This is a genomic window from Lysobacter koreensis (assembly GCF_042677045.1).
Classification (GTDB): Bacteria; Pseudomonadota; Gammaproteobacteria; order Xanthomonadales; family Xanthomonadaceae; genus Lysobacter_K; species Lysobacter_K koreensis.
The window spans coordinates 330,300-353,807 of sequence record NZ_JBHTIH010000007.1 but is presented as its reverse complement, the minus strand read 5'-3'; the positions used below and the strand labels follow the sequence as shown (position 1 = coordinate 353,807).

Genomic DNA, 23,508 nt, shown 5'->3' with positions numbered 1-23,508 from the left:
AACGCACACGCGCCGATGGTAGTGTGGCTTAAGCCATGCAAGAGTAGGTCATCGCCAGGGGCTTTATCCCCGAAACCCCAGCCCACCAGGCTGGGGTTTCTTTTTTGCGCGCGATATTCATCGGCGCTTGGAAGGCGGAGTAACAAGCCCGGTGTGTAATGACCCACTGATTTCCTGCTCAGGTGTAACTTCGCAAGGAGACACCCATGAGCGCAATGATGGAAGAAGAGATCAAGCGTTGGACGGCCAAGCGGAAGTCCGCGCTGGTGCTAGAAATCATCCAGGGAAAGACGACCGTATCGGAGGCCAGTCGGCAATTTGACCTGACCCCGTCGGAGATTGAGGACTGGATCGACCACGCCAAGGCGGGCATGGAGAACGCGCTGCGGGCCAAGCCCGAAGACGTGCGCGAGCAGTACGAGCGGCAGCTCAAGGACCTGCAGGAAGCCTACGGCGAGGCGATGCTGGAGCTGCGCGCCCGAAAAAAATTGCAGTCGCTGGTGGGCAAGGACGAGACGTGATCGAAGCGATCCGTCATGGACTGCAGGACGGAGGCTTCAAGGTGTCGGTCAGTCAGCTGTGCCGCTGGTTCGCGGTGCCGCGGCGGACGGTGTACTACCGGCCGACCAAGGCGGCACCGAAGGTGAAGCCGGAGCTGGCCACGCCGATCAAGGAAATGATCGAGCAGGAACCGTCGTTCGGCTACCGCGCGGTGGCAGGGCTGCTGTCGATGAACAAGAACACGGTGCAGCGGGTCTTCCAGTTGATGGGCTGGCAGGTGCGCAAGCGTGCGATCGGACGGCGGCCGCGAATCGAGGCCTTGCCATCGGTGGCGATATCGCCCGACGAACCCTGGGCGACCGACCTGTGCCGGATCTGGAGCGGCCGGGATGGCTGGCTGACGTTGGCCCTGGTGATCGACTGCTGTACACGCCAACTGCTGGGCTGGCACTTGTCGCGTAGCGGCAAGGCCAGCACGGCAGTAGCGGCCTTGGAGCAGGCCCTGATCACCCGGTACGGCACGTTGGGACGTGTGCGCAAGCCATTCCTGCTGCGCTCCGACAACGGCCTGGTGTTCACCAGCCGCAGCTACACCGCGATGGTGCGCGGCTATGGCTTGAAGCAGGAGTTCATTACCCCGCACTGCCCGCAGCAGAACGGCATGGTCGAGCGGGTCATCCGCACCTTGAAGGAGCAATGCGCGCACCGGCACCGCTTCGAGAGCCAGCAACACGCCAGCCGCGTGATCGGCGATTGGATCCAGTTCTACAACCACCGGCGCCCGCACCAGGCGCTGGGCATGAAGACACCCGCTGAGGCATACGCTTTAGCGGCCTGACCTGTGCAGGAACTGCTGGGTCATTACACATCTGCCGTTGGGGCGAGAAGCGAATGCGGCCGCGCTCCCTAGCCGGGGTCGAACAGCTGCTGCAGCACCACCTCGCCGTAACGGTCGAGCTTGCCAGCGCCGATTCCGGCGATCCGCGACAGATCGTCGAGGTCGTCGGGGACGGCCTCGGAGCCTGATCGTGCAATTGTCGGCAAATTGGAGGGTGGAACATCCGCAGGCCGTTGGCCGCCGCCACATCCGTAGCGCTGTCTGGCTGGCGAGTTATGCGGACTCGCACGCGCGAAACGTCACCACCAGCACGTCCCGATGCGCCGGCTGTGAGGGGTCCAGCGGGGTAACCGCGGTGACTCCGTGGAACACCCGGCCGTCGTCGACGAGCGCGGCGTCCAGCGGGGCGGTCAGGGTGAAGTGGCCGAGTTCCCGACCGTCGCTGGCGTGGATCGTGGTGGTGCCGCTGGCGATGTTGTGGCGATTGATCAGCAGCACCAGCACGTAGTCGACGCCGTCGCGGTGCACGCCTTCGGGCGTGGGCTCCCCGGGTTCGTCGGTGCGGGCCTCGATCCGGAACTGGTGCAGCTCGATGTGCCAGGCGACTACCGCCGGGGCGAGGACTGCGAAGAAATCGCGGCAGAACTCGAGGATGAGGCGAAGACTCGGGTTGTCGGCGATCTCGTCCAGCATCGGTTCGAACCAGCGCTCGATGTCGCCCTGCAGCCGGTTGTAGTGCAGCGCCTGGTAGTGCGGCTGGTGCGGCTCGCGGACGATCGCGCCGCTGGCCGCGGCAGAGAACACCGCATGGCGCCGACGACGATGGCGGCCGAGCGCCGCCAGGTAGGTGTCCGGAGCGAGCGTGTCCCAACTGGCGGCGAACCGATCCCAGCCGTCGAGTCCACGGCCGCGCTGCAACAAGGCACGCATCGTGTCCGCGGTGACGAAGGCGAACCCCTGCGCCCGCACCCGCGCCGCGAGCGTCTCAACCGGCACGGTCTCCGCGCTCATCGACTGCTCGATCGCGACCACGACACGGGCAATGTCGCGCGGATGCCATTCAACCCGCGACGCGCAAGGCGGCCTGGGCCAGCAACGCCAGCACGCACGCGAATCCGCCGAACCACACCGCGGAGCGCAGCGCGTGCTGGTTGGCAAGGTAGAACACGCCGTGCAGCACGCGCAGCACCACGAACGCGATCGCCAGCGCGGCGATGCGTCCGGTCGGCACACCCGCCAACTGCGCCAGCAGCACGCCGGCGGCGAACGGCGCGAACGCTTCGAAGGCATTGAGCTGGGCGGCGTTGGCGCGGATGCTGCGCGGGTTGTCCTGGCGCGCCAGCCAGCCGCGTGGATCGCGGTTGTTGTAGCGCTCGCCGCTGGCCTTGGCGACCGCGACCCAGACGTAGGGCAACAGCGCGGCGAGCAACACGCACCAGTAGGCGGTGGCCAGGGTCATGTCCGATCCTTCGTGAATGTTCGCGAGAGGGTAGCGGAAAACGACGACGGCGCCACCGGGCGCCGTCGTCGCCGAGCTCGGGGGACCGACTACTTCGCGGCGGGCTTCATCAGCCTGTCGTGGGCGGCGCGGAACGCGTTGCCTTCGTACCAGGTCGGCCACTGCGTGGTGCCGGCCAGCTCGCGGCCGACGCCGTACAGCGCCTGCAGGTCTTGCACCACGCCGTCCAGCTTCCAGCTCGGATCGTACTGGTCGCCGGGCTTGTGGTAGCGGTGGTCGCGGTAATCAACCTGCGCTTGCGCTCCGGCGGCGGCGCCGCCCTCGATCAGGTCGTCGCCGCCCTTGGCGTACAGCGCGGGCACGCCGGCCTTGGCGAAGTTGAAGTGGTCGGAACGGAAGTAGAAGCCATCCTCCGGGGTGGCTTCTGCGTGCAGCACGCGTTGCTGGCCGTCGGCGATCTTCTTGAGGATGTCTTCGAGCTGCGAGCTGCCGAAACCGACCACGGTCATGTCGCGGGCCTTGCCGATCACCGGCATCGCGTCGAGGTTGATCACCGCCACGGTCTTGTCGAGCGGCACGCTGGGGTGCGCGACGTAGTACTTCGAGCCGAGCAGCCCGGACTCTTCCAGCGTCACGGCCAGGAACAGCAGCGAGCGGTCGGGCGCCGGCGTCTGCCGGGTGAACGCCTCGGCGATCTCGAGGATCCCGGCGACGCCGGTCGCGTTGTCGATCGCGCCGTTGTAGATGGTGTCGGTGGCGTCCGCGGCCGCTGCGCCGTGGCCCTCGTGGGCGTGGTTGCCCAGGTGGTCCCAGTGCGCCATGTAGACGATCGCCTCGTCCGGGCGCTTGGCGCCGGGCAACTTGGCGACGACGTTGCGCGATGACTTCTGTGCGATCGTGCTCTTGAGATCGAGCGAGGCGCGGGCCTTGAGCTCGATCGCCTTGAAGCCGGGCCGGTTGGCGGCCTGGTAGAGGTCGTCGAGGTCGTGTCCGAGGTCGCCGAGCAGCTTGCGCGCGGCGTCGCCGCTGATCCAGCCCTGCGCGGGCAGGCGCGGGTCCGGATCGTCTTCGCTGCGCAGGTCGAACTGCGCGCCCGACCACGAATTCTTGACCACGTCCCAGCCGTAGGACGCGCCTTCGCTGTCGTGGATGATCAGCGCCGCGGCGGCGCCCTGGCGCGCGGCCTCCTCGAACTTGTAGGTCCAGCGCCCGTAGTAGGTCATGCGCTTGCCGTCGAACAGCTTGGCGTCCTGGGCATGGAAGCCCGGGTCGTTGACGAACATCACCACCGTCTTGCCCTTGACGTCGACGCCGGCGTAGTCGTTCCAGTTCTGTTCCGGCGCGTTGACGCCGTAGCCGACGAACACCAGTCCGGAGCCGTCGATCGCCACGTTCGGCTGGCCGGTGCGGGTGCCGATCACCATATCGGTGCCGAACTTCAGTTCGCGCGACTGGCCATCGACGTCGAGCTTGAGCACGACCGACGGGTCGGCGGTGGTCTCCACCATCGGCACGGTCTGGAAGTAGCTGTCGCCGTTGCCGGGCTTGAGGCCCATCCGCTCAAACTGGGCCTTGAGGTAGTCGACGGTCTTGTCTTCGCCGGCGCTGCCGGGCGCGCGGCCCTCGAATTCATCGGAGGCGAGGATCTTGACGTGCGCGGTGAAGTCCGCGGCGTTGATCGCGGGATCGAACGCCGGCGCGGCGGGCGCCGGCTTGGTCCTGGCCGCGGCCGGCGCTTCGGCGGGCTTGCTGCAGGCGGTGAGCACCAGCGCGGCGGCGACCAGCGAAGTCGCGGTGAGCAGGGGAGTGCGGGACATGGAACCTCCGGAGGGACCGGCCGCCCGGCGCGGGGCCGGGCGGCGAGGGATCCATTCTAGGCACATGTGCCGCGCCGCCGGCTTGCCCATCCCGCTGTTTCAGGCGCTTCCGGCCGCGCAGGGTGGCCGCCGTCAGCGCTGCGGCGGCTGGCCGGAGTAGCGGACCGCGGTGGCGCCGGTGACCGGGCCAATCTGGGCGCTGTCGTGCACGTATAGCTCGACCTTGCGTTCGAACAGCAGCGGGCCGTCGACGCGGGCGTTGGCGCCGATCACCACGCGCGGGTCGCGGCGCTTGCTGAAGCTGATCCACTGCCGGCTCGGCTTCTCGTAGTGGATGCCGCCGCGCACGTGCGAGCCGACGCCGACGGTGACGTCGCCGTTGACGGTCTCGATGCCGCCGCTGACGTCGGTGTCGACCAGGCCGATGCCGCCGTTGACGGTCTCGACATCGCCGCGGACGTTGCCCTTGCGGTCGACGAAGATGCTGCCGTTGACCGTGGCCAGGCCAGCGTTCATCTGCACGTTGTCTTCGACGCGGATGCTGCCGTTGACGGTCGACAGGCCGCCGCACTGGACGTTGCTGGCGACGCGGATGCTGCCGTTGACCGTCTCGGCGTCGCCGGTGCGGGCGTGGGCGCCGATGTTGATGCTGCCGTTGACGGTGTCGAGATCGCCGACGCGGTCGCTGGCGTCGACGGTGATGCTGCCGTTGACCTTGTCGATGTCCTGGTTGCTGGCGAACGCCGCCGGCGCGAACAGCGCCAGCGACAGGCAGAGGGGGAGCAGGCGGCGGGTACGCAGCGGGGAAGCTTGCATCGGCGGGGTTCCAGTGTCGGGAGGAAAAGGCAACTCATGCATGGATGCGGCGAACGCGGCAGCGGTTTAAACCGCCGTGGTCGGCGCCCCGGCCACGCGATGGTTCAGGGCGTGCGCGAGCGCTTCGCTACAATCGCACCCATCCGCGGCCCGGGCCCCTGCCCGAAGTCACACCCCCGCCACCAGGATTTCCCACGTGCCAGCTTCCGCCGTGCGCCCCGCGCCTTCCGACCCGCACGCAGGCATCCGCCCCGTGGTGCTGCTGATCCTCGACGGCTGGGGCCACCGCGACGACCCCGCCGACAACGCCCTCGCGCAGGCGCAGCTGCCGAACTGGCACGCGCTGCAGGCGGCGGCGCCGCACACCCTGATCCACACCGAGGGCCGCCATGTCGGCCTGCCGGACGGGCAGATGGGCAACTCCGAGGTGGGGCACATGAACCTCGGCGCCGGCCGGATCGTCTACCAGGACCTGACCCGGGTCGACGCCGCGATCGAGGACGGCAGCTTCTTCGCCAACGCCGAACTGCGCGCGGCCTGCGCGGCGGCGAAGGCCGGCAACGGCACGCTGCACGTGCTGGGCCTGCTCTCGCCGGGCGGCGTGCACAGCCACGAACACCACATCGTCGCGATGCTGGAACTGGCGCAGCGCGAAGGCGTGGCGCAGGTCGCGGTGCACGCGTTCCTCGACGGCCGCGACATGCCGCCGCGTTCGGCGCAGCCGAGCCTGGAACTGCTGCAGGCGACGTGCGCGCGGCTGGGCAACGCGCGCATCGCCAGCGTCAGCGGCCGCTACTACGCGATGGACCGCGACCAGCGCTGGGACCGCCAGCGCCGCGCTTGGGACGCGATCGTCGAAGCGGCGAGCGACCAGCACGCGGTCGATGCGCAGACCGCGTTGGCGCAAGCCTATGCGCGCGGCGAGAACGACGAGTTTGTCGCGCCCACGGTGATCGCCGGCGGCGCCGCGATCCGCGACGGCGACGCGATCGTGTACATGAACTTCCGCGCCGACCGCGCACGCCAACTGACCGCGGCGTTCGTGTCGCCGACGTTTGATGGCTTCGCTGCGCGTCGACCGAAGCTGTCGCGCTTCGTCTGCCTGACCGAGTACGACGCGCGCCTGCCGGCGGCGGTCGCGTTTGCCGCCGACGACCTGCGCAACACCCTGGGCGAGGTACTGGCCGCGCACGGCCTCACCCAGCTGCGCATCGCCGAGACCGAAAAATACGCGCACGTGACGTTCTTCTTCAGTGGCGGCCGCGAGGACCCCTACGCGGGTGAGACCCGCACCCTGGTGCCCAGCCCGAAGGTCGCGACCTACGACCTGCAGCCGGAGATGAGCTGCCCGGAGGTCACCGCGAAACTCACCGCTGCGATCCGCTCGGGCGACATCGATGTCGCGATCTGCAACATCGCCAACCCGGACATGGTCGGCCACAGCGGCATCCTCGCCGCCGCGATCCAGGCCGCCGAGGCGGTGGACGTCGCGATCGGCGCGGTCGCCGCTGCGGTGCGCGAGGTCGGCGGCGCGTTGCTGGTCACCGCCGACCACGGCAACGTCGAGATGATGCGCGATCCCGACACCGGCCAGCCGCACACCTCGCACACGGTCGGGCCGGTGCCGTTCGTGTACGCCGGCCCGCGCACCGCCGCGTTGCGCAGCGGCGGCGCCCTGCGCGACGTCGCCCCGACCATCCTCGACCTGCTCGGCGTGCCGCAACCTGACGAGATGACCGGGCACAGCCTGCTCGTCGCCCCGGCGCTTGCGGAGCCGCCGCGCTGATGCGCATCGGGCGTGCGGCACTGGCTGGCGCGGCGGCGACGCTGCTGATCGCGGCGCTGCTCGCGCCGGCGGCGGCGCAGTCCAGCCGCGAGGCTGAGCGCAAATTGCAGACCATCAAGCGCGAGCTCAAGTCGGTTGCCGCCGAACGCCGCAAGCTCGAGGACCAGCGCGGCGCCGCCTCGCGGCAGCTGCGCCAGGCCGACGAACAGGTCGGCCAGTCCAACCGCAGCTTGCGCGACACCGAGCAGCGCTTGAGCCGCGACCAGGCCGCGCTCGCCCAGCTGCAGCAGCGCCGCGCCGCGTTGCAGGGCACGCTGGCCGGGCGCCGCGCCGAGCTCGAACGGCTGTTGCGCGCCGCCTACACGCAAGGCCGCGCCGCGCCGTTGAAGGTGATGCTGGCGCAGGACCGGGTCGCCGACAGCCAGCGCCTGCTGAGCTACCACCGCTACCTGCAACGCGACCGCGCGCAGCGCATCGCCACCCTGAGCGCCGAACTGCGCGAACTGGACACGGTCGAGCGCGAGATCGTCAGCCGCCGCGCGCAGCTGGCCGACGTGCGCGCGCAGGCACGCAGCCAGCTCGACCAGCTCGAACGCGAGCGCCAGCAACGCGCGACGCTGGTCGCGCAGATCGACCAGCGCTACCAGGACCGCAGCGCGCGCGAGCAGGCGCTCGGCCGCGATGCCAAGGGCCTGGAACAGCTGTTGCGCAAGCTGCGCGCCGCGGCGGCCCGCGCCGAAGCGCAACGCAAGGCCGACGCCGCGCGTGAAGCGCGCGCGGAACGCGCCGCGGCCAAGGCCGGCACGCGTCCGGCCGCGCGCAAGCCGGCGGTCGTCGCCAGCGCCGGGCCGGCGCTGCGGGTCGGTGGCCTGGGCTGGCCGCTGTCGGGCGCGCTGATAGCCGGCTACGGCGCCACCATGCCCGACGGTCGCAACAGCGACGGCCTGCTGATCGGTGCCGGCGCCGGCACGTCGGTCAAGGCGGTCGCCGAGGGCACGGTGGTCTACGCCGAGTGGATGACCGGCTACGGCCTGCTGCTGATCGTCGACCATGGCAACGGCTACATGAGCCTGTACGCGCACAACGACGCCCTGCTCAAGGACGCCGGCGATCGCGTCCGCCAGGGCGATGCGGTCGCGACCGTCGGCAGCTCCGGCGGCCACGGCCGCCCGGCGCTGTACTTCGAACTGCGCCGCAACGGCGCGCCGGTCAACCCGGGCACCTGGCTGCGGCGCTGAGCGCCTCGCGCGGCGCCGCTTGATTGGCTTAACGAACGATTCCGACGCCACCCCCTAACGTGTCGGCATGGCCATAATCGGCTGAACCGCGCGCACCGGCCGCGGTCCAACCCTCGCCCGGCTTCCGCCGGCGACCCCCGTTCCGGAGTACGTGTATGCCGCCGTTGCGACCACTGGCCCCGTTGGCGTTCATCCTGGCCGCCGCGTGCGCGCCGGCCTTTGCACAGGACCCGCCGCCGGCCGCCGCACCCGATGTGGCTCCCGACGCGCGCAAGGATGCGCAGTCCGATCCGATCAACGCCGCCGGCGCCAGCGACTCCAAGGTTCCGCTCGACGAGATCCGCCGCTACGTCGCCGTCTACAACGCGGTCAAGCACGCCTACGTCGAGCCGGTCGACGACGCCAAGTTGATGCACGCGGCGGTGCGCGGGCTGCTGTTCGACCTCGACCCGCACAGCGTCTACCTCGACAGGAGCAACGCCGAGGACTTCGAGGAGGCCGCGCGCGGCGCCTACGACGGCATCGGCGTCGAGCTGCAGCGCCAGCCCGACGGCACGCTGCGGGTGATCGCGCCGATCGACGACACCCCGGCCACGCGCGCGGGCATCAAGGCCGGCGACCTGATCACCGCGATCGACGGCAAGTCGTTCAAGCCCGACGAAGGCGACAGCTCCGGCCCGCTGCGCGGCCCGCCGGGCAGCACGGTGGTGCTGACGATCGTGCGCGAAGGCCGCGCTCAGCCGTTCGACCTCACCGTCACCCGCGAGACCATCCGCATCACCAGCGTGCGCAGCCGCATGCTCGAGCCGGGCTACGGCTACGTGCGGGTCAGCACCTTCCAGGCCGACACCGCGGCCGACTTCGAACGCCAGCTCGAAGCGCTCAAGACCCAGGCCGGCGGCCGCCTGCGCGGGCTGGTCCTCGACCTGCGCAGCAACCCGGGCGGGCTGCTGACCTCGGCGGTGCAGATCGCCGACGACCTGCTCGACAGCGGCGCGATCGTCAGCACCCGCGGCCGCATCGCGATCAGCGACGCGCAGTTCGGCGCAACCCCGGGCGACCGCCTGCGCGGCGCGCCGGTGGTGGTGCTGGTCGATGCCGGCTCGGCGAGCGCGTCAGAGGTGCTGGCCGGCGCGCTGCGCGACAACGGCCGCGCGCGCGTGATCGGCAGCCGCACGTTTGGCAAGGGCTCGGTGCAGACCGTGCTGCCGCTGGACAACGGCGACTCGGTCAAGCTCACCACCGCGCGCTATTACACGCCCAGCGGCAAGTCGATCCAGGCACTGGGCATCGTCCCCGACGTGGTCCTGCATCCGGCCAAGGACGCCGAGAACGGTGGCCGCGCCGGCATCACCGAGGCCAGCCTGCCCGGCCACCTGCGCGGCGATGCCGACGACCCGCCCGGCAGCAACGCCGGCGAAGTGCTCGAAGGCGATGGCCCGATCACCGCGGCGTTGGCCGAGCTCAAGAAGAACGTCGCGGTGGCACCGGTCGCGCCCGCGAAAGGCTGAGACGCCGCACGCGGCCCGTCCGGTGGGTTTCCGCGGGCCGCGGCTGCGACCGCCTCAATGCCCAGGGGGCGGCAGCAGGTTGCGCCGGCCGTTGAGCTGGCCACGCACCTCACCGCCGGGGAAGGTGCTCGAGTGCACGTTGACGTACGCGACCCCGTCGCGGATCGCCGCCACCAGTTCGGCGAACTCGCCCGCGGCGATGCCCTGGCCCGCGGGCCCGACGACGTTGGCGATGGTCAGCACGCCGCTGACGCGGCCCGAGGCCGGGCAGGCCGGCGCCAGGCCGGTGGGGTCGGGATTGGTCGCGGTCTGGCACAGGAACACGCTGATGCCACCGTTGACGTTGCGCTGGCCGAAATGGATGTGGGCCTGGCGCACGTCACCGGTCAGCCCGCTGTACTCCAGGTCGTAGGCGATCTGCGAGGCGCGGCTATCGATGTCGGCCTTGAACGAGCCACGCGCGGCGGAGGACACCGACGGCACCTCCTCGAACGGGATCAGGGACACCCGCACGTTCTCGGCCGAGGCGGCCAGTGGCGTGGCCATCAGCGCGACGAGGATCGCGGCGAGGATCGTGGTCGGGACGACGAACGGTTTCATGGCGGCACCTCCGGTCAGGGCGTTGCGCGGCGACGCGGTCGTCGCCCTGCCGACCCTACTCCCGAGGGCATTCCTGCAGGTCAAAACCACGGGCCGTTCGTCGGACAGTGGGCGCTGCCATGCGCAACGCGCGTCGGTCTCAGCGCGGCTTGGCCGGCAGCGGGAACGGCGTCACCACTTTCTCGCCGCTGGCCGCATCGCGGATCGCCGACTTGCCTTTGCGCTCGACTTCCTCGATCCGCACGATCGCCTGCATCGGCAGGTGCAACACCCGGGTGTTGCCGAATTCGTCGCGCAGGCGCTCCTCGGTTGGATCGATGACCACGCCGTCGTGCACATCGAACACCAGTTCGCCGACTTCGGTGAAGCCCCACAGCGCCCCGGACGCGACGTGGCGCGCGTACAGCTCGTACACCGTGCCGGCGTTGAGGAAGGTCACCTTGTAGAGCTTCTTGGTCATGACTGGATCTTAGAGGCGGGAACGGGGAACGGGGAACGGGGAACGGGGAACGGGGAAGCGCACCGGCTGTTGCTTCCCTGTTCCCGCTCCCCTGCTAAAACCCGCGCTTGCGGCGCATGCGCCGGGCGATGCCGGCCCGTGCCAGCAGCGCGAACGCGCCGCCGAACGCGAACCCGGCCAGGTGCGCCGACCACGCCACCGCGCCGAACGCCGGGCCGATGAAGGTGAACAGGAATTGCAGCAGCGCCCACACCCCGATCAACAACGCGGCCGGCACCTTCACGAACTGCAGGAACAGGCCCAGCGGGACCACCACGCCGAGTTTGGCGCCCGGGAACAGCGCCAGGTAGGCGCCGATCAAGGCCGACACCGCGCCGCTGGCGCCGATGATCAGCCGGTCGGGGGTGCCGATCGCGAGCACCGCGGCGAGGTTGGCCGCCGCGCCACCGAACAGGAACAGCCCGAGGAAGCGCCACGGCCCCATCGCGCGCTCGGCGGGCAGGCCGAAGATCAGCAGGAACAGCAGGTTGCCGAGCAGGTGCGCCCAGTCAGCGTGCAGAAACAGCGCGCTGACCAGGCGCACCGCGGTGCCGTCGCGCAGCGCCAACGCCCAGTCGGCCGGCGTGGACAGCCCGCCGGACAGCGCGCCCCAGGTCAGCATCACCCGGCGTTGTTCGGGGTCGGGCAGCAGGCTCGAGCTGACGAAGCACGCCCACAGCAGCACGAACAGCAGCGGCATCGCCCAGCGCAGCCGGGCCTTGTCCCGCGAGGGCAGCGCGACGAACACGTTCAACCGCCGCGCGCGTTGCGGCCGCGACCGCGACCGGCGCGACGGGCCCGCAATGCACCCGACGGCTTCTCGCATCGGTGCCGCAGTCGGCGACGCCGGGGATCGCGGGACATGCGCACACAGGTCGCTGGACGGGGGTCGTGCATTGTTAGCTTCAGGTTAATGTGCGCGCTATAGTGCATACGGCGTCGTACGTCGGGAGGGGCTTCCGGCACGCGGCACCGGCGCCGCCGGTGGCCGTCGAGACAGCCAAAGAAGACCAAAAAATACTCCCATGGAGACTACACGCATGCAGCACGTACACCGCATCACCCGCCTGTCGGCCCTCGCCCTGGGCATCACCGGCGCGCTCGCGTTCGGCCAGGTCCAGGCCTCGGGCTTCCAGCTCAAGGAAAACAGTGTCAAGTCGATGGGCAGCGCGTTCGCGGGCTCCGGCGTGAAGACCGGCGACAGCTCGGTGGTCGTAAACAACCCGGCGACGATGACCCAGTTCGAAGGCACGACGGTGCAGGCCGACGTGACCGTGATCGACCTCAGCTACGAATTCACCGGCGGCGGCCAGGACATCACCGGCCGTCCGTTGACCGGCGGCGACGGCGGCAACGCCGGCGACGTCACCCCGGTGCCGGCGATGTCGGTCGTGCACAAGTTCGGCAATGGCATCGCGCTGGGCGCGATGGTCAGCGCGCCGTTCGGCCTGAAGACCGAATACGACCGCGACTGGGTCGGCCGCTACTACGCCGCGACCTCCGACGTGAAGATCGTCGACTTCACCACCTCGATCGCGATCGACGTGGTGCCCGAGCACCTGTCGGTCGGCCTGGGCCTGATCTACTCCAACGCCGACGTGACCCTGTCCAAGGCGGTCGATTTCGGTTCGGCCCTGTTCCTGCAGACCCCGGCCGCGGGCCGTGGCGCCCTGCCGGCGTTCGCGCGCCCGCAGGGCTCGGACGGCTTCGCTGAAGTGTCCGGCGACGACACCGGCGTGGGCTACATCCTCGGCGTCAACTTCCGCCCGACCGACAAGCTCTCGCTGGGCCTGTCGTACCGTTCGGAAATCGACTACGACCTGACCGGTGACGTCGACTGGACCGTGCCCACCGCCGCGCGCGCGACGTTCGACGGCCGCGGCGCACGCGCGCTGTTCCAGGACGGCGATGTCACCGCCAAGCTGACCACGCCCTCGATCACCACCGTGGCGGCGAACTACGAGTTCACCGAGCGCTTCTCGATGGGCCTGACCTACTCGGAAACCGGTTGGGAATCGCTGCGCGAAGTGCGCATCGACTTCGTCAATCCGGATGCGGATTCGGTCGAGGACTTCAGCTGGAGCGACACCCGTTTCATGTCGATCGGCGGCGAGTACAAGTTGAACGATGCCTGGACCGTGCGTGCCGGCTACGCCTACGACGAGACCCCGACCACGTTCGCCACGCGCACCCCGCGCCTGCCCGACGAGGACCGCAAGTGGTACTCGCTCGGCGCGACCTGGCAGCTCAGCGAGGCGCTCGGCATCAACCTGGCCTACACCCGGATCGAGCCGGACACCCCGCAGATCGGCATCATCACGCCGGCGGCCCAGGGCGGCCAGCGCCTGTTCGGCCAGTTCGAAGGCGGGGCCGACCTGTACGGCATCTCGGCGCAGTACAAGTTCTGATCCAGCGTTATCGTGGATGACGAAAAAGCCCCGCTTCGGCGGGGCTTTTTTTTTTGGATCCAGTGCTTTAGAAGCGACGTGAATCGCGACCGATCACCAGAACCTTGCGGAGGTCGCGACTCACAGCGCGGTGGGAGCTCACTCGTCCTCCCCGCCGCAGCGCCGCGGGCGCTCATAAGCGCGCGAGCCAGTGGCTCGCAAGCGCTTATTCGTCCGGCCCACCGCAGCGCGGCGGGCGTTCGTGGTCGCGCGCGGCAGTGCCGCGCAAGCAGCGATCACTCACCCAGCGTTAGCAGCGAGGCGTTGCCGCCGGCGGCGGTGGTGTTGACGGTGATCGTCTTCTCGGTGGTGAAGCGCGGCAGGTAGTGCGGGCCGCCGGCCTTGGGGCCGGTGCCGGACAGGTTCTGGCCGCCGAACGGCTGCACGCCGACCACCGCGCCGATCTGGTTGCGGTTGACGTAGCAGTTGCCGACCTTGACCCGCGCGGCGATCTTCTCGACCGTCTCGTCGATGCGCGAGTGGATGCCGAGCGTGAGGCCATAGCCGGTCGCGTTGATCGCGTCGATCACCGCATCGAGCTGGTCGGCCTTCCAGCGCACCACGTGCAGCACCGGCCCGAAGATCTCCTGGTGCAGCTGGTCGAGCGAGTTCAGCGTGTACGCGCGCGGCGCGAAGAAGCTGCCGTGCGCGGCTTCGTTGTCGGTGGCGACGGTCGCGATCGGGGTGGCCTCGCGGTCCATGCGCTCGGCGTGCGCGCGCAGCATCTTCAGCGCGTCGTCGTCGATCACCGGGCCGACGTCGGTCGACAGCAGGCCGGGGTCGCCGACCTTCAGTTCGGCCATCGCGCCGGCGAGCATGGTGGTGACCTTGTCGGCGATGTCGTCCTGCACGAACAGCACGCGCGCGGCCGAGCAGCGCTGGCCGGCCGAGGTGAACGCCGAGCTGATCGCGTCCTTGACGACCTGCTCCGGCAACGACGACGAGTCGGCGATCAGCGCGTTCTGGCCGCCGGTCTCGGCGATCAGCACGCCGATCGCGGCATCGCGAGCGGCCAGCGAACGGTTGATCGCGCGCGCGGTGTCGGTTGAGCCGGTGAACGCGACGCCGGCCACGCGCGGGTCCTTCGTCAGTGCCGCGCCAACGGTGGCGCCGTCGCCGGGCAGGAACTGCAGCACCGCTTCGGGCACGCCGGCCTCGTGCAGCAGCTTCACCGCCGCGTAGCCGATCAGGTTGGTCTGCTCGGCCGGCTTGGCGAGCACGGCGTTGCCCGCGGCCAGCGCGGCCGCGATCTGCCCGGCGAAGATCGCCAGCGGGAAGTTCCACGGGCTGATGCAGACGAACACGCCGCGGCCGGACAGCTGCAGGGTGTTGGACTCGCCGGTCGGGCCGGGCAGCGCCTCGGGCACGAACAGCTTGCGCGCCTGCTGGCCGTAGTAGCGCAGGAAGTCGACGGCCTCGCGCACCTCGGCGACGCCGTCGGGGATGGTCTTGCCGGCTTCCTTGGTGCACAGCGCGATGAACATCGGCATGCGCGCTTCCATCAGGTCGGCGGCGTGCTCGATGATCGCGGCGCGGCTCGCGGCCGGAGTCGCGTTCCACGCGTCCTGCGCGGCGACCGCGTTGGCCAGTGCGCGCTCGACCGTGGCGCTGTCGGCGGCCTGCCACTGGCCGACGGTCTCGCGGCGGTCGGCGGGGTTGCTCACCGCGATGTTCGGGCCTGACACCGTCGCGCCCGGAACCAGCGGCGCGGCGCGCCAGTCGGTCTTGGCGGCGGCGTTGACCTGCGCGGCGAGCGCCTGCAGTTGCTGGTCGTTGGCGAGGTTGATGCCCATGGAGTTGGTCCTGTCGAAGCCGAAACTGCGGAACAGATCGGCCGGCTGGGGAATGCGCGGGTGCGGGATGGTGGCGAACGCGGCCACGGTCTGCACCGGGTCGCGGATCAGGTCGTCGATCGCGACGGCCTCGTCGGTGATGCGGTTGACGAAGCTGGAGTTGGCGCCGTTCTCGAGCAGGCGCCGCACCAGGTACGGCAGCAGGTCCTCGTGCGAACCGACCGGCGCGTACACGCGGCACGGCACGTCGAGGCGGTCGGCCGAGATCACTTCGGCGTAGAGGTCGTCGCCCATGCCGTGCAGCTTCTGGAACTCGAAGTGCGCGGCGCGGCCCATGCTCGTCGCGCGCCGGTGCAGGGTCGCGATCGTGTGCGCGTTGTGGGTCGCGAACATCGGGTAGATCGCATCAGAGGCTTCGAGCATGCGCCGCGCGTTGGCGAGGTAGGACACGTCGGTGTTCGGCTTGCGCGTGAACACCGGGTAGCCGGCCTGGCCATCGACCTGCGCGCGCTTGACCTCGCTGTCCCAGTACGCGCCCTTGACCAGGCGCACCGGAATGCGGCGGCCGGTGCGGCGGGCGAGGTCGGCGAGGAAGTCGATCACTTCCGGCGCGCGCTTCTGGTACGCCTGCACCGCCAGGCCGTAGCCTTCCCAGCCGGCGAGCGAGGCATCGGCGTAGGCGGCGGCGATCACGTCGAGCGACATTTCGAGCCGATCGGACTCCTCGGCGTCGATGGTGAAGCCGATGCCGTACGACTTGGCCAGTTGCGCCAGTTCCAGCACGCGCGGCGTGAGTTCGGCGAACACCCGCGCGCGCTTGGCGTGCTCGTAGCGCGGGTGCAGCGCCGACAGCTTGACCGAGATCGACGGCGCCGCGAACACATCCGTCCCCACGAAGTGACCGCTCTTGCCGATCGCGTGGATCGCATCGCGGTAGGCCTGCTGGTAGCGCAGCGCGTCCTTGGTGGTGAGCGCGCCCTCGCCGAGCATGTCGAACGAGTAGCGGTAGTTGGCGTTGTCGCCCTTGCGCGAACGGGTCAGCGCCTCGCCAATGGTGCGGCCCATGACGAACTGGTGGCCCATGATCCGCATCGCCTGGCGCACCGCCAGGCGGATCACCGGCTCGCCGACGCGGCCGACCAGGCGCTTGAACGCGTTGTGGACGTCGCGCTTGGTGTCGTCGGCGAGGTCGACCAGGTGCCCGGTGAGCATCAGGCCCCAGGTCGAGGCGTTGACCAGCACCGAATCGGACTGGCCCATGTGCCGGCGCCAGTCGGCCTCGCCGAGCTTGTCGCGGATCAGCTTGTCGGCGGTGTCGGCGTCGGGGATGCGCAGCAGTGCCTCGGCCACGCACATCAGCAGCACGCCTTCCTCGCTGCCCAGGTCGTACTGGCGCATGAACGCCTCGATCGCGCCCTGGTCGCTGGCGCGGGCGCGCACGCGCTTGACCAGGTCGGCGGCGGTCGCTTGGGCGGCGTCGCGGTCGGCGTCGGGCAGGCGGGCCTGTTCAAGCAGGGCGCGCACGTGCTGCGCCTCGTCGCGGACCCAGCCGGCGGTGATCGCCGCGCGCGGGCCACTGGGGGCCGGTGGCAGTTCGGGGCTGATCAGCGCGCGCCCGCAGGCGGCGCCGGTGGCCGCGCCCAGGCGGGCATCGGCGAAGGGGATTTCGGTAGTCATCGTGCCCGCGGGACGGCGTGGGAAGCCCGCTAGTTTAGAGCCTCCGCCGCGGTTCGGCCCGCGCGCCGCCGGGCCGCGCCGGGCGGCTGCTCGACCGCGCCCGGCGGTTCGTCGCGGCGGCCCGGGAGCGGCCGCGCAGGCCACCGTCGGCACCGGCCCAAGTGCCGTCCGGGTTGCCGCACCGCGCCGCGGCGGCTACCATTTGGCGGTTATTCCGTAGGGCGCGATGGGCCGGAATCGCCCGGCGCCATGGGCTTTCCTCGCCGCTCGCCGCGTCGATCGCCACGGGCTCGCCAGCCATCTTCAATCCGGGCGGTCCCCCGCGGTCGTGGGTGGTGCCGGGATTGGCAGCCCCCGGGGTTGCGGCGCAACATATTGATTAGCAAGCCGATTTTAGCAAGCCGATCGTAGAAAGCTTGTTCAACAAAGCTAGATTCTAAACACGCGGATTCTTGGGGCTCGAACTGATGAAAGCCGGTCGTATCAAGCAGTGGGCAGTGGGCATCGCCGCGATGGCAATGCCGGTCTTCGCCTATGCACAGGCGGCCACCGCCGCATCGAGCGCGGATCCCGTGCGCTGGCAGCTCAACATGGGCCAGGGCGTGACCTCGCAGTCGCTGAACGCTTATTCGGCGCACATGTACGCGCTGTGGATCTGCGTGGCGATCGGCATCCTGGTGTTCGGCGCCATGGGCTACGCGATGTGGAAGTTCCGCCACTCCAAGGGCGCGGTGCCGGACAAGGACTTCACCCACAGCACCAAGCTCGAGGTTGTCTGGACGGTGGTGCCGATCGTGCTGCTGGTGCTGATGGCGTTCCCGGCCACCAGCAAGCTGATCGCGATGTACGACACCCGCGATTCGGCGATGACCGTGAAGGTCACCGGCTACCAGTGGATGTGGAAGTACGAGTACCTCGGCGAAGGCGTGCAGATGACCAGCCGCCTGGACCGCAAGAGCGACGCGATCCGCCAGAGCGGCACCCAGCCGACCCTCGCCGATCACGCCCACTACCTGCTCGATGTCGACAACGTGCTGGTGCTGCCGACGCAGACCAAGATCCGCTTCGTGATCACCGCCGACGACGTGATCCACGCGTGGTGGGTGCCGGCGCTGGGCTGGAAGCAGGACGCGATCCCGGGCATCGTCAACGAGGCCTGGACCCAGATCGAAAAGCCGGGCGTCTACCGCGGCCAGTGCGCGGAGCTGTGCGGCAAGGACCACGGCTTCATGCCGATCGTGGTCCGCGCGGTGCCCAAGGCCGAGTACCAGCAGTGGCTGGCCGCCGAGAAGGCGAAGAACGCCCCGGCGGCCGCGCCGGTCGCGCCGGCGGCCACCGGGACCGGCACCGCGCCGGCGCAGGTCGACCCGGAGATGGTCGAGGACGTCCTCGAAGGCACCGAGCCGACTGCGCCCGCCGCCGAAGCGGCGCCCGTCGCCGGCTGATCGCTCCGGGTTCACTCCCGCGCGCACGCCCGACACCCCAACATCTTTACTGAGTAGCCCATGGCCACCAACTACGCCGCTCCCACCGCCGCAGGTCACGCTGCCGATCACCACGATGACCATGCGCACGCGCAGGGCTTCATCGAGCGTTGGTTCTTCTCGACCAACCACAAGGACATCGGCACGCTGTACCTGATCTTCAGCTTCGTCATGTTCATCATCGGCGCGGCGATGTCGGTGGTGATCCGCACCGAACTGGCGGTCCCGGGCCTGCAGCACGTCAGCCCCGAGTTCTTCAACCAGATGACCACCATGCACGCGCTGGTGATGATCTTCGGCGGCGTGATGCCGGCGTTCGTCGGCCTGGCCAACTGGATGATCCCGCTGCAGATCGGCGCGCCGGACATGGCGCTGCCGCGCATGAACAACTGGTCGTTCTGGATCCTGCCGTTCGCGTTCACGCTGCTGCTGATGACCCTGTTCCTGCCCGGCGGCGGTCCCGCCGGCGGCTGGACCCTGTATCCGCCGCTGTCGCTGCAGGGCGGCAGCAACGTCGCGTTCGTGATCTTCGCGATCCACATGATGGGCATCAGCTCGATCATGGGTGCGATCAACGTGATCGCCACCATCCTCAACATGCGCGCGCCGGGCATCGACCTGTTGAAGATGCCGATCTTCTGCTGGACCTGGCTGATTACCGCGTTCCTGCTGATCGCGGTGATGCCGGTGCTCGCCGGCGCGGTGACGATGCTGCTGACCGACAAGTTCTTCGCCACCAGTTTCTTCAACGCGGCCGGCGGCGGCGACCCGGTGATGTTCCAGCACATCTTCTGGTTCTTCGGGCACCCCGAGGTCTACATCATGATCCTGCCGGCGTTCGGCATCGTGTCGGAAATCATCCCGACCTTCAGCCGCAAGCCGCTGTTCGGTTACCAGGCGATGGTGTACGCGACCGCGTCGATCGCGTTCCTGTCGTTCATCGTCTGGGCGCACCACATGTTCACCGTCGGCATGCCGCTGGGCGGCGAGCTGTACTTCATGTTCGCCACCATGCTGATCGCTGTGCCGACCGGGGTGAAGGTGTTCAACTGGGTCACCACCATGTGGCGCGGCTCGATCTCGTTCGAGGCGCCGATGCTGTGGGCGATCTCGTTCGTGATCCTGTTCACCATCGGCGGCTTCTCCGGTTTGATGCTCGCGATCGTGCCGGCCGACTTCCAGTACCATGACACCTACTTCGTGGTCGCGCACTTCCACTACGTGCTGGTGACCGGCGCGCTGTTCGGCATCATCGCCGCGGTCTACTACTGGTGGCCGAAGTGGTCGGGGCGCATGTACAGCCAGCCGCTGGCCAAGTTCCACTTCTGGTGGACGATGGTGTTCGTCAACCTCCTGTTCTTCCCGCAGCACTTCCTCGGCCTGGCCGGCATGCCGCGCCGCATCCCCGACTACAACGTGGTGTTCGCCGACTGGAACCTGATCAGCTCGATCGGTGCGTTCGGCATGTTCATCACCCCGTTCCTGATGGCCTTCGTGCTGTGGCGCTCGCTGCGCAGCGGCGAGCCGGCACCGGCGCGCGTGTGGGAAAGCGCGCGCGGCCTGGAGTGGACCGTGCCGAGCCCGGCGCCGCACCACACCTTCGGCACACCGCCGGTGATCCGCGACGGCGACCTCGCCCACGGCGACATCACCCACTGACCGTGGCTTGAAACGACCGTGACCCCGACCTCCGCCCCCGACCACGATGCCGCCGCACGCCGCCAGCGCGCGCGCCGCACCGCGTTGTGGGCGGCGGTGATCGCGGCGTCGGTGTACCTGGGCTTCATTGCGATGGGGGTGCTCGCGCAATGAACACGCCCGGCGCCGACGGCAACGCGCGCGCGCACCGCACCGGCATCGCCAAGATGGTGCTGGTGGCGCTGGGCGCGTTCGCATTCACCTTCGCCCTGGTGCCGCTGTACCGGATCGCCTGCGAGAAGGTGTTCGGCGTGCGCCTGGAGCGCGGTGCCGCGCAGGAACAAGGCGCGGCCAAGGCCGCGGTGACCCAGCGTCTGGTCACGGTGCAGTTCGACGGCGGGGTCAATTCCAAGCTGCCGTGGGAGTTCGCACCCAAGCAACTGACCATGCAGGTGCGCCCGGGCCAGTCGTACGAGACCACCTACTTCGCGCGCAACACCAGCGACCGCGCGATCGTCGGCAGCGCGGTGCCGTCGGTAGCGCCGGCGCGCGCGTCGGGCTACTTCAGCAAGACCGAATGCTTTTGCTTCACCGCGCAGACCCTGCAGGCCGGCGAGGCGCGCGACATGCCGGTGCGTTTCATCATCGACCCGAACCTGCCGGCCGACGTCAAGACCGTTACCCTGTCGTACACGTTCTTCAAGAACGACGCGCTCACCGCGCGCGCGTCCGCACTGCCTTCCTCCGCTGCAGCGCCCACCGCGCCGCGCGCCGCGCCCTGACTTCCAGCATTACTGATACGGAAACGCCGCCATGGCCCAAGCCCACACGCCAGACGCCAACATCTACTTCGTGCCGCACAGCAGCCGCTGGCCGTTCCTCGGTTCGATCGCGCTGTTCATCACGATGATCGGCTTCGCCAGCTGGCTCAACGAGGTCAGCTGGGGCAAGCCGGCGTTCTTCGTCGGGCTGGCGCTGATGTGCGGCGTGCTGTTCGCCTGGTTCGGCGACGTGATCCGCGAGAGCCTGCGCGGCCACTACAACCGCCAGGTGGACATCTCGTTCCGGATGGGGATGGTGTGGTTCATCTTCTCGGAAGTGATGTTCTTCGCCGCGTTCTTCGGCGCGCTGTTCTACGCCCGCCAGTTCGCGTTGCCGTGGCTGGGCGGCGAGGGCGACGGCATGGCGACCAACTCGCTGCTGTGGAACACCTTCAGCAACGCCTGGCCGAGCAATGGCCCGGCCGCCGTCGGCGGCGCCTACCAGACGATCCCGGCCTGGGGCCTGCCTCTGCTCAACACCCTGATCCTGCTGAGCTCGGGCGTGACCGTCACCATCGCCCACCACGCGCTCAAGGCCGGCCACCGCAAGCAGCTGAACATTTTCCTGGGCCTGACCGTGCTGCTGGGCTGCCTGTTCCTGTTCTTCCAGGCCGAGGAGTACATCCACGCCTACAAGGAACTGAACCTGACCCTGGGCTCGGGCATCTACGGCTCGACGTTCTTCATGCTCACCGGCTTCCACGGCCTGCACGTGACGCTGGGCACGATCATGCTGGCGATCATCTGGTTCCGCTGCATGACCGGCCACTTCGACCGCGACAACCACTTCGCGTTCGAGGCGGTGGCCTGGTACTGGCACTTCGTCGACGTGGTCTGGCTGGGCCTGTTCCTGTTCGTCTACGTGCTGTAAGCCGCCACATCCGATGCACGCACGGGCCGGCACTGCCGGCCCGTTGCGTCTCCAGCGACGCGTTTTTCCCATCGAATCGGGGCCATGGTCCCGATGCGTGGGCGCCGATCAGCCGCCGACGCCGTGCGGCACGATCCAGCCCATCCTGATCGCGATCGCCACGATCACGATCAGCGCGACGGACAGCGCGATGCGACGGGTCAGCGCGTTCACCGTGCGCTTGCTCTGGCCCTTGTCCACCAGCATGTAATAGAGGCCGGCGCCGAGGTTCCAGAGGATGAGAATCAGGAAGGCGACGATCAACAGGGTTTTCATGACCAGGCTCCGGCACAGCGGCACCGGGCGCGGCGCCGACACCGGCGGTGGCGCCGGGGCGCGGGGATTATCGCAGGGCGCCGGAGCGCGCACGTGAGCCGCACCCGCAACCTGTGGGTCGGGTGGCTGCTGGCGTTGCCGACGATCGTGCTGTTTGTCGGGCTTGGCCTCTGGCAGGCGCGGCGCGCGGTCGAGAAGCAGGCGATGCTCGATGGCGCCGCGCGCGTGCTCGCGGCACGCAGCGCGTTGCCGCTGGCGGCCGCGGCCGATCCGCTGCGTGCCCGCGCGGTCGACTGGGCCGCGGGCAGCGGCGCGTTCGATCCACGCGGGCCGTTGCTGCTCGACAACCAGCAACGCGATGGCCGCGCCGGCGTGCGCGCCTACCGGATCTTCGTGCCCACGCAGGGCGCGCCGCTGCTGGTCGACCTGGGCTGGCTGCCGCTGGCCGGCGACCGCGCATTGCCGGCGGTCGCGCGGCCGGCGGGCACGCTCGCGTTGCGCGGCCTGCTGGCGCCGCCGCCGTCGGCCGGGATCGCGCTCGGCCCGGGCATCGCCCGTGGTGGCGAGGGCTGGTTGCTGACCCGCGTCGACATGGCCGCGATAGCGCGCGACACCGGCCTATCGCTGCCACTGGCGCCGCGCGTGCTGCGCCTGGATCCGGCGCTGCCGCTGGGCTACGCCCGCGACCTCGCGCTGCTCGCCAACACCCTGCCGCCCGACAAGCACCGCGGCTACGCGCTGCAGTGGTTCGCGCTGGCGCTGACGGTGCTCGTCGTCGCCTTACTCCTTACGTTCCGCAGGCCCCGCCGATGACCGAACCAGTGCACGACCGCACCCGCAACCGCAACCGGCTGATGCTGATGGCGATCTTCGCCATGTTCTTCGGCTCGATGCTGGTCGCCGGGTTGCTGCGCTTCTCCGGCTGGCGGCCGGCCGGCAGCAAGAACGTCGGCGAGATGCTCGACCCGCCCGGCGACCTGCGCCGGGTCACGCCGCAACGCGTCGACGGCAAGGCCTACGCGTGGAACCCGGCCGCGCGCACCTGGCGCATCGCGCTGGCGCCGCCGGCGGTCTGCAGCGGCCAGTGCGAGCAACTCGCGCGCGACATCGACACCGTCTGGCAGCTGTTCGGCAAGGACGCCGACCGCGTCGACGTGCTGTGGCTGTGCGCGTCGATGCCGTGCGCGCTGCCGGCCGGCGCGCCGCGTCCGACGACGCTGCAGCTGCTGAAGCCCGACCCCGCGCTGCGCGCCGGCCTGCCGCGCGTCGATGACGCCCAAGGCGTGCCGGTCTATGTCATCGACCCGAACGGCTTCGTGGTGCTGCGCTACGCTCCGGGCACCGACCCGGCCGGACTGCGCGCCGACCTGGCCAAGCTGCTGAAGTTGAAGTGATGC

Annotated in this window: 23 protein-coding genes; 13 read left to right on the top strand and 10 right to left on the bottom strand. The window is 69.5% G+C overall.

What is annotated here, in order from left to right:
* Positions 1-206: 206 nt before the first annotated feature.
* The gene (locus ACFQZQ_RS13725; RefSeq protein ID WP_386813480.1) at positions 207-521 is read left to right on the top strand and encodes a transposase; all 315 of its coding nucleotides are present in this window, start codon (positions 207-209) and stop codon (positions 519-521) included.
* Positions 518-1,339 carry an IS3 family transposase gene (locus ACFQZQ_RS13720; RefSeq protein WP_386813479.1) on the top strand — a complete coding sequence of 274 codons (822 nt, stop codon included), beginning with the start codon at positions 518-520 and terminating at the stop codon, positions 1,337-1,339. The genes ACFQZQ_RS13725 and ACFQZQ_RS13720 overlap by 4 nt, the downstream gene beginning before the upstream one ends.
* A 68-nt stretch (positions 1,340-1,407) precedes the next feature.
* On the opposite strand, the gene ACFQZQ_RS13715 is transcribed toward ACFQZQ_RS13720, so the two are convergent.
* The 5 genes from ACFQZQ_RS13715 to ACFQZQ_RS13695 all read right to left on the bottom strand — a co-directional run bounded on the left by ACFQZQ_RS13715 (position 1,408) and on the right by ACFQZQ_RS13695 (position 5,431).
* Positions 1,408-1,545, bottom strand: a complete 138-nt coding sequence (locus ACFQZQ_RS13715) for an HRDC domain-containing protein (protein WP_386813478.1) — start codon at positions 1,543-1,545, stop codon at positions 1,408-1,410.
* A 67-nt stretch (positions 1,546-1,612) separates the two neighbouring features.
* Complete coding sequence (locus ACFQZQ_RS13710) at positions 1,613-2,350, bottom strand: 2OG-Fe dioxygenase family protein (protein WP_386813477.1); 738 nt, start codon at positions 2,348-2,350, stop codon at positions 1,613-1,615.
* 49 nt (positions 2,351-2,399) lie between these two features.
* Complete coding sequence (locus tag ACFQZQ_RS13705) at positions 2,400-2,798, bottom strand: MAPEG family protein (RefSeq protein WP_386813476.1); 399 nt, start codon at positions 2,796-2,798, stop codon at positions 2,400-2,402.
* 89 nt (positions 2,799-2,887) lie between these two features.
* Entirely contained in the window at positions 2,888-4,615 is a 1,728-nt protein-coding gene (locus ACFQZQ_RS13700) for a M28 family metallopeptidase (RefSeq protein ID WP_386813475.1), read from the bottom strand.
* A 132-nt stretch (positions 4,616-4,747) separates the two neighbouring features.
* Positions 4,748-5,431, bottom strand: coding sequence for a hypothetical protein (locus tag ACFQZQ_RS13695; protein ID WP_386813474.1), 684 nt, complete (start codon positions 5,429-5,431; stop codon positions 4,748-4,750).
* Positions 5,432-5,627: 196 nt separating this feature from the next.
* On the opposite strand from ACFQZQ_RS13695, the gene gpmI reads away from it, so the two are divergent.
* From gpmI to ACFQZQ_RS13680, 3 genes are all read left to right on the top strand, one after another.
* Complete coding sequence (gene gpmI / locus ACFQZQ_RS13690) at positions 5,628-7,217, top strand: 2,3-bisphosphoglycerate-independent phosphoglycerate mutase (protein ID WP_386813473.1); 1,590 nt, start codon at positions 5,628-5,630, stop codon at positions 7,215-7,217.
* Positions 7,217-8,455, top strand: coding sequence for a murein hydrolase activator EnvC family protein (locus ACFQZQ_RS13685; RefSeq protein ID WP_386813472.1), 1,239 nt, complete (start codon positions 7,217-7,219; stop codon positions 8,453-8,455). Before gpmI ends, ACFQZQ_RS13685 begins: the two co-directional genes overlap by 1 nt.
* A gap of 155 nt (positions 8,456-8,610) precedes the next feature.
* On the top strand, positions 8,611-9,966 hold the full coding sequence (locus ACFQZQ_RS13680; RefSeq protein ID WP_386813471.1) for a S41 family peptidase: 1,356 nt from the start codon (positions 8,611-8,613) through the stop codon (positions 9,964-9,966).
* A 54-nt stretch (positions 9,967-10,020) separates the two neighbouring features.
* Here the strand turns inward: ACFQZQ_RS13680 and ACFQZQ_RS13675 are convergent, their stop codons facing one another.
* The 3 genes from ACFQZQ_RS13675 to ACFQZQ_RS13665 all read right to left on the bottom strand — a co-directional run bounded on the left by ACFQZQ_RS13675 (position 10,021) and on the right by ACFQZQ_RS13665 (position 11,813).
* On the bottom strand, positions 10,021-10,566 hold the full coding sequence (locus ACFQZQ_RS13675) for a CHRD domain-containing protein (RefSeq protein WP_386813470.1): 546 nt from the start codon (positions 10,564-10,566) through the stop codon (positions 10,021-10,023).
* A gap of 139 nt (positions 10,567-10,705) precedes the next feature.
* Entirely contained in the window at positions 10,706-11,026 is a 321-nt protein-coding gene (locus ACFQZQ_RS13670; RefSeq protein ID WP_386813469.1) for a DUF1820 family protein, read from the bottom strand.
* Positions 11,027-11,120: 94 nt separating this feature from the next.
* Positions 11,121-11,813, bottom strand: a complete 693-nt coding sequence (locus ACFQZQ_RS13665; RefSeq protein ID WP_386813492.1) for a rhomboid family intramembrane serine protease — start codon at positions 11,811-11,813, stop codon at positions 11,121-11,123.
* Positions 11,814-12,105: 292 nt separating this feature from the next.
* Here ACFQZQ_RS13665 and ACFQZQ_RS13660 point away from each other — a divergent pair, with 292 nt between their 5' ends.
* Complete coding sequence (locus ACFQZQ_RS13660) at positions 12,106-13,473, top strand: OmpP1/FadL family transporter (RefSeq protein ID WP_386813468.1); 1,368 nt, start codon at positions 12,106-12,108, stop codon at positions 13,471-13,473.
* Between the two features lie 275 nt (positions 13,474-13,748).
* On the opposite strand, the gene putA is transcribed toward ACFQZQ_RS13660, so the two are convergent.
* On the bottom strand, positions 13,749-16,913 hold the full coding sequence (putA, locus tag ACFQZQ_RS13655) for a bifunctional proline dehydrogenase/L-glutamate gamma-semialdehyde dehydrogenase PutA (protein ID WP_386813491.1): 3,165 nt from the start codon (positions 16,911-16,913) through the stop codon (positions 13,749-13,751).
* Positions 16,914-17,449: 536 nt separating this feature from the next.
* On the opposite strand from putA, the gene coxB reads away from it, so the two are divergent.
* Genes coxB through ACFQZQ_RS13630 form a run of 5 tightly spaced genes read left to right on the top strand, consistent with a single transcriptional unit; the run spans position 17,450 to position 21,796 of the window.
* A complete protein-coding gene (gene coxB / locus ACFQZQ_RS13650; RefSeq protein ID WP_386813467.1) occupies positions 17,450-18,427 on the top strand; it encodes a cytochrome c oxidase subunit II in 978 nt (325 codons plus the stop codon).
* 60 nt (positions 18,428-18,487) lie between these two features.
* Entirely contained in the window at positions 18,488-20,125 is a 1,638-nt protein-coding gene (ctaD, locus tag ACFQZQ_RS13645; protein WP_386813466.1) for a cytochrome c oxidase subunit I, read from the top strand.
* Positions 20,126-20,143: 18 nt separating this feature from the next.
* A complete protein-coding gene (locus ACFQZQ_RS13640) occupies positions 20,144-20,278 on the top strand; it encodes a hypothetical protein (protein WP_386813465.1) in 135 nt (44 codons plus the stop codon).
* Complete coding sequence (locus tag ACFQZQ_RS13635) at positions 20,275-20,886, top strand: cytochrome c oxidase assembly protein (RefSeq protein ID WP_386813464.1); 612 nt, start codon at positions 20,275-20,277, stop codon at positions 20,884-20,886. Before ACFQZQ_RS13640 ends, ACFQZQ_RS13635 begins: the two co-directional genes overlap by 4 nt.
* Before the next feature lie 31 nt (positions 20,887-20,917).
* Positions 20,918-21,796, top strand: coding sequence for a cytochrome c oxidase subunit 3 (locus tag ACFQZQ_RS13630; RefSeq protein WP_386813463.1), 879 nt, complete (start codon positions 20,918-20,920; stop codon positions 21,794-21,796).
* A 108-nt stretch (positions 21,797-21,904) separates the two neighbouring features.
* Here ACFQZQ_RS13630 and ACFQZQ_RS13625 read toward each other — a convergent pair whose 3' ends face one another.
* Positions 21,905-22,111 carry a twin transmembrane helix small protein gene (locus ACFQZQ_RS13625; RefSeq protein ID WP_386813462.1) on the bottom strand — a complete coding sequence of 69 codons (207 nt, stop codon included), beginning with the start codon at positions 22,109-22,111 and terminating at the stop codon, positions 21,905-21,907.
* A 93-nt stretch (positions 22,112-22,204) separates the two neighbouring features.
* On the opposite strand from ACFQZQ_RS13625, the gene ACFQZQ_RS13620 reads away from it, so the two are divergent.
* On the top strand, positions 22,205-22,924 hold the full coding sequence (locus ACFQZQ_RS13620; RefSeq protein WP_386813461.1) for an SURF1 family protein: 720 nt from the start codon (positions 22,205-22,207) through the stop codon (positions 22,922-22,924).
* Positions 22,921-23,505 (top strand): hypothetical protein, encoded by a 585-nt coding sequence (locus ACFQZQ_RS13615; protein WP_386813460.1) that lies wholly within the window; start codon positions 22,921-22,923, stop codon positions 23,503-23,505. The genes ACFQZQ_RS13620 and ACFQZQ_RS13615 overlap by 4 nt, the downstream gene beginning before the upstream one ends.
* Positions 23,506-23,508: the final 3 nt, after the last annotated feature.

Coding starts and splice junctions, on each gene's coding strand:
- ACFQZQ_RS13695 (WP_386813474.1), bottom strand. CDS start 5,431: ATGCAAGCTTCCCCGCTGCGTACCCGCCGCCTGCTCCCCCTCTGCCTG.
- ACFQZQ_RS13630 (WP_386813463.1), top strand. CDS start 20,918: ATGGCCCAAGCCCACACGCCAGACGCCAACATCTACTTCGTGCCGCAC.
- ACFQZQ_RS13725 (WP_386813480.1), top strand. CDS start 207: ATGAGCGCAATGATGGAAGAAGAGATCAAGCGTTGGACGGCCAAGCGG.
- ACFQZQ_RS13685 (WP_386813472.1), top strand. CDS start 7,217: ATGCGCATCGGGCGTGCGGCACTGGCTGGCGCGGCGGCGACGCTGCTG.
- ACFQZQ_RS13660 (WP_386813468.1), top strand. CDS start 12,106: ATGCAGCACGTACACCGCATCACCCGCCTGTCGGCCCTCGCCCTGGGC.
- ACFQZQ_RS13675 (WP_386813470.1), bottom strand. CDS start 10,566: ATGAAACCGTTCGTCGTCCCGACCACGATCCTCGCCGCGATCCTCGTC.
- coxB (WP_386813467.1), top strand. CDS start 17,450: ATGAAAGCCGGTCGTATCAAGCAGTGGGCAGTGGGCATCGCCGCGATG.
- ACFQZQ_RS13680 (WP_386813471.1), top strand. CDS start 8,611: ATGCCGCCGTTGCGACCACTGGCCCCGTTGGCGTTCATCCTGGCCGCC.
- ACFQZQ_RS13710 (WP_386813477.1), bottom strand. CDS start 2,350: ATGAGCGCGGAGACCGTGCCGGTTGAGACGCTCGCGGCGCGGGTGCGG.
- ctaD (WP_386813466.1), top strand. CDS start 18,488: ATGGCCACCAACTACGCCGCTCCCACCGCCGCAGGTCACGCTGCCGAT.
- ACFQZQ_RS13700 (WP_386813475.1), bottom strand. CDS start 4,615: ATGTCCCGCACTCCCCTGCTCACCGCGACTTCGCTGGTCGCCGCCGCG.
- ACFQZQ_RS13615 (WP_386813460.1), top strand. CDS start 22,921: ATGACCGAACCAGTGCACGACCGCACCCGCAACCGCAACCGGCTGATG.
- ACFQZQ_RS13670 (WP_386813469.1), bottom strand. CDS start 11,026: ATGACCAAGAAGCTCTACAAGGTGACCTTCCTCAACGCCGGCACGGTG.
- ACFQZQ_RS13625 (WP_386813462.1), bottom strand. CDS start 22,111: ATGAAAACCCTGTTGATCGTCGCCTTCCTGATTCTCATCCTCTGGAAC.
- ACFQZQ_RS13635 (WP_386813464.1), top strand. CDS start 20,275: ATGAACACGCCCGGCGCCGACGGCAACGCGCGCGCGCACCGCACCGGC.
- ACFQZQ_RS13705 (WP_386813476.1), bottom strand. CDS start 2,798: ATGACCCTGGCCACCGCCTACTGGTGCGTGTTGCTCGCCGCGCTGTTG.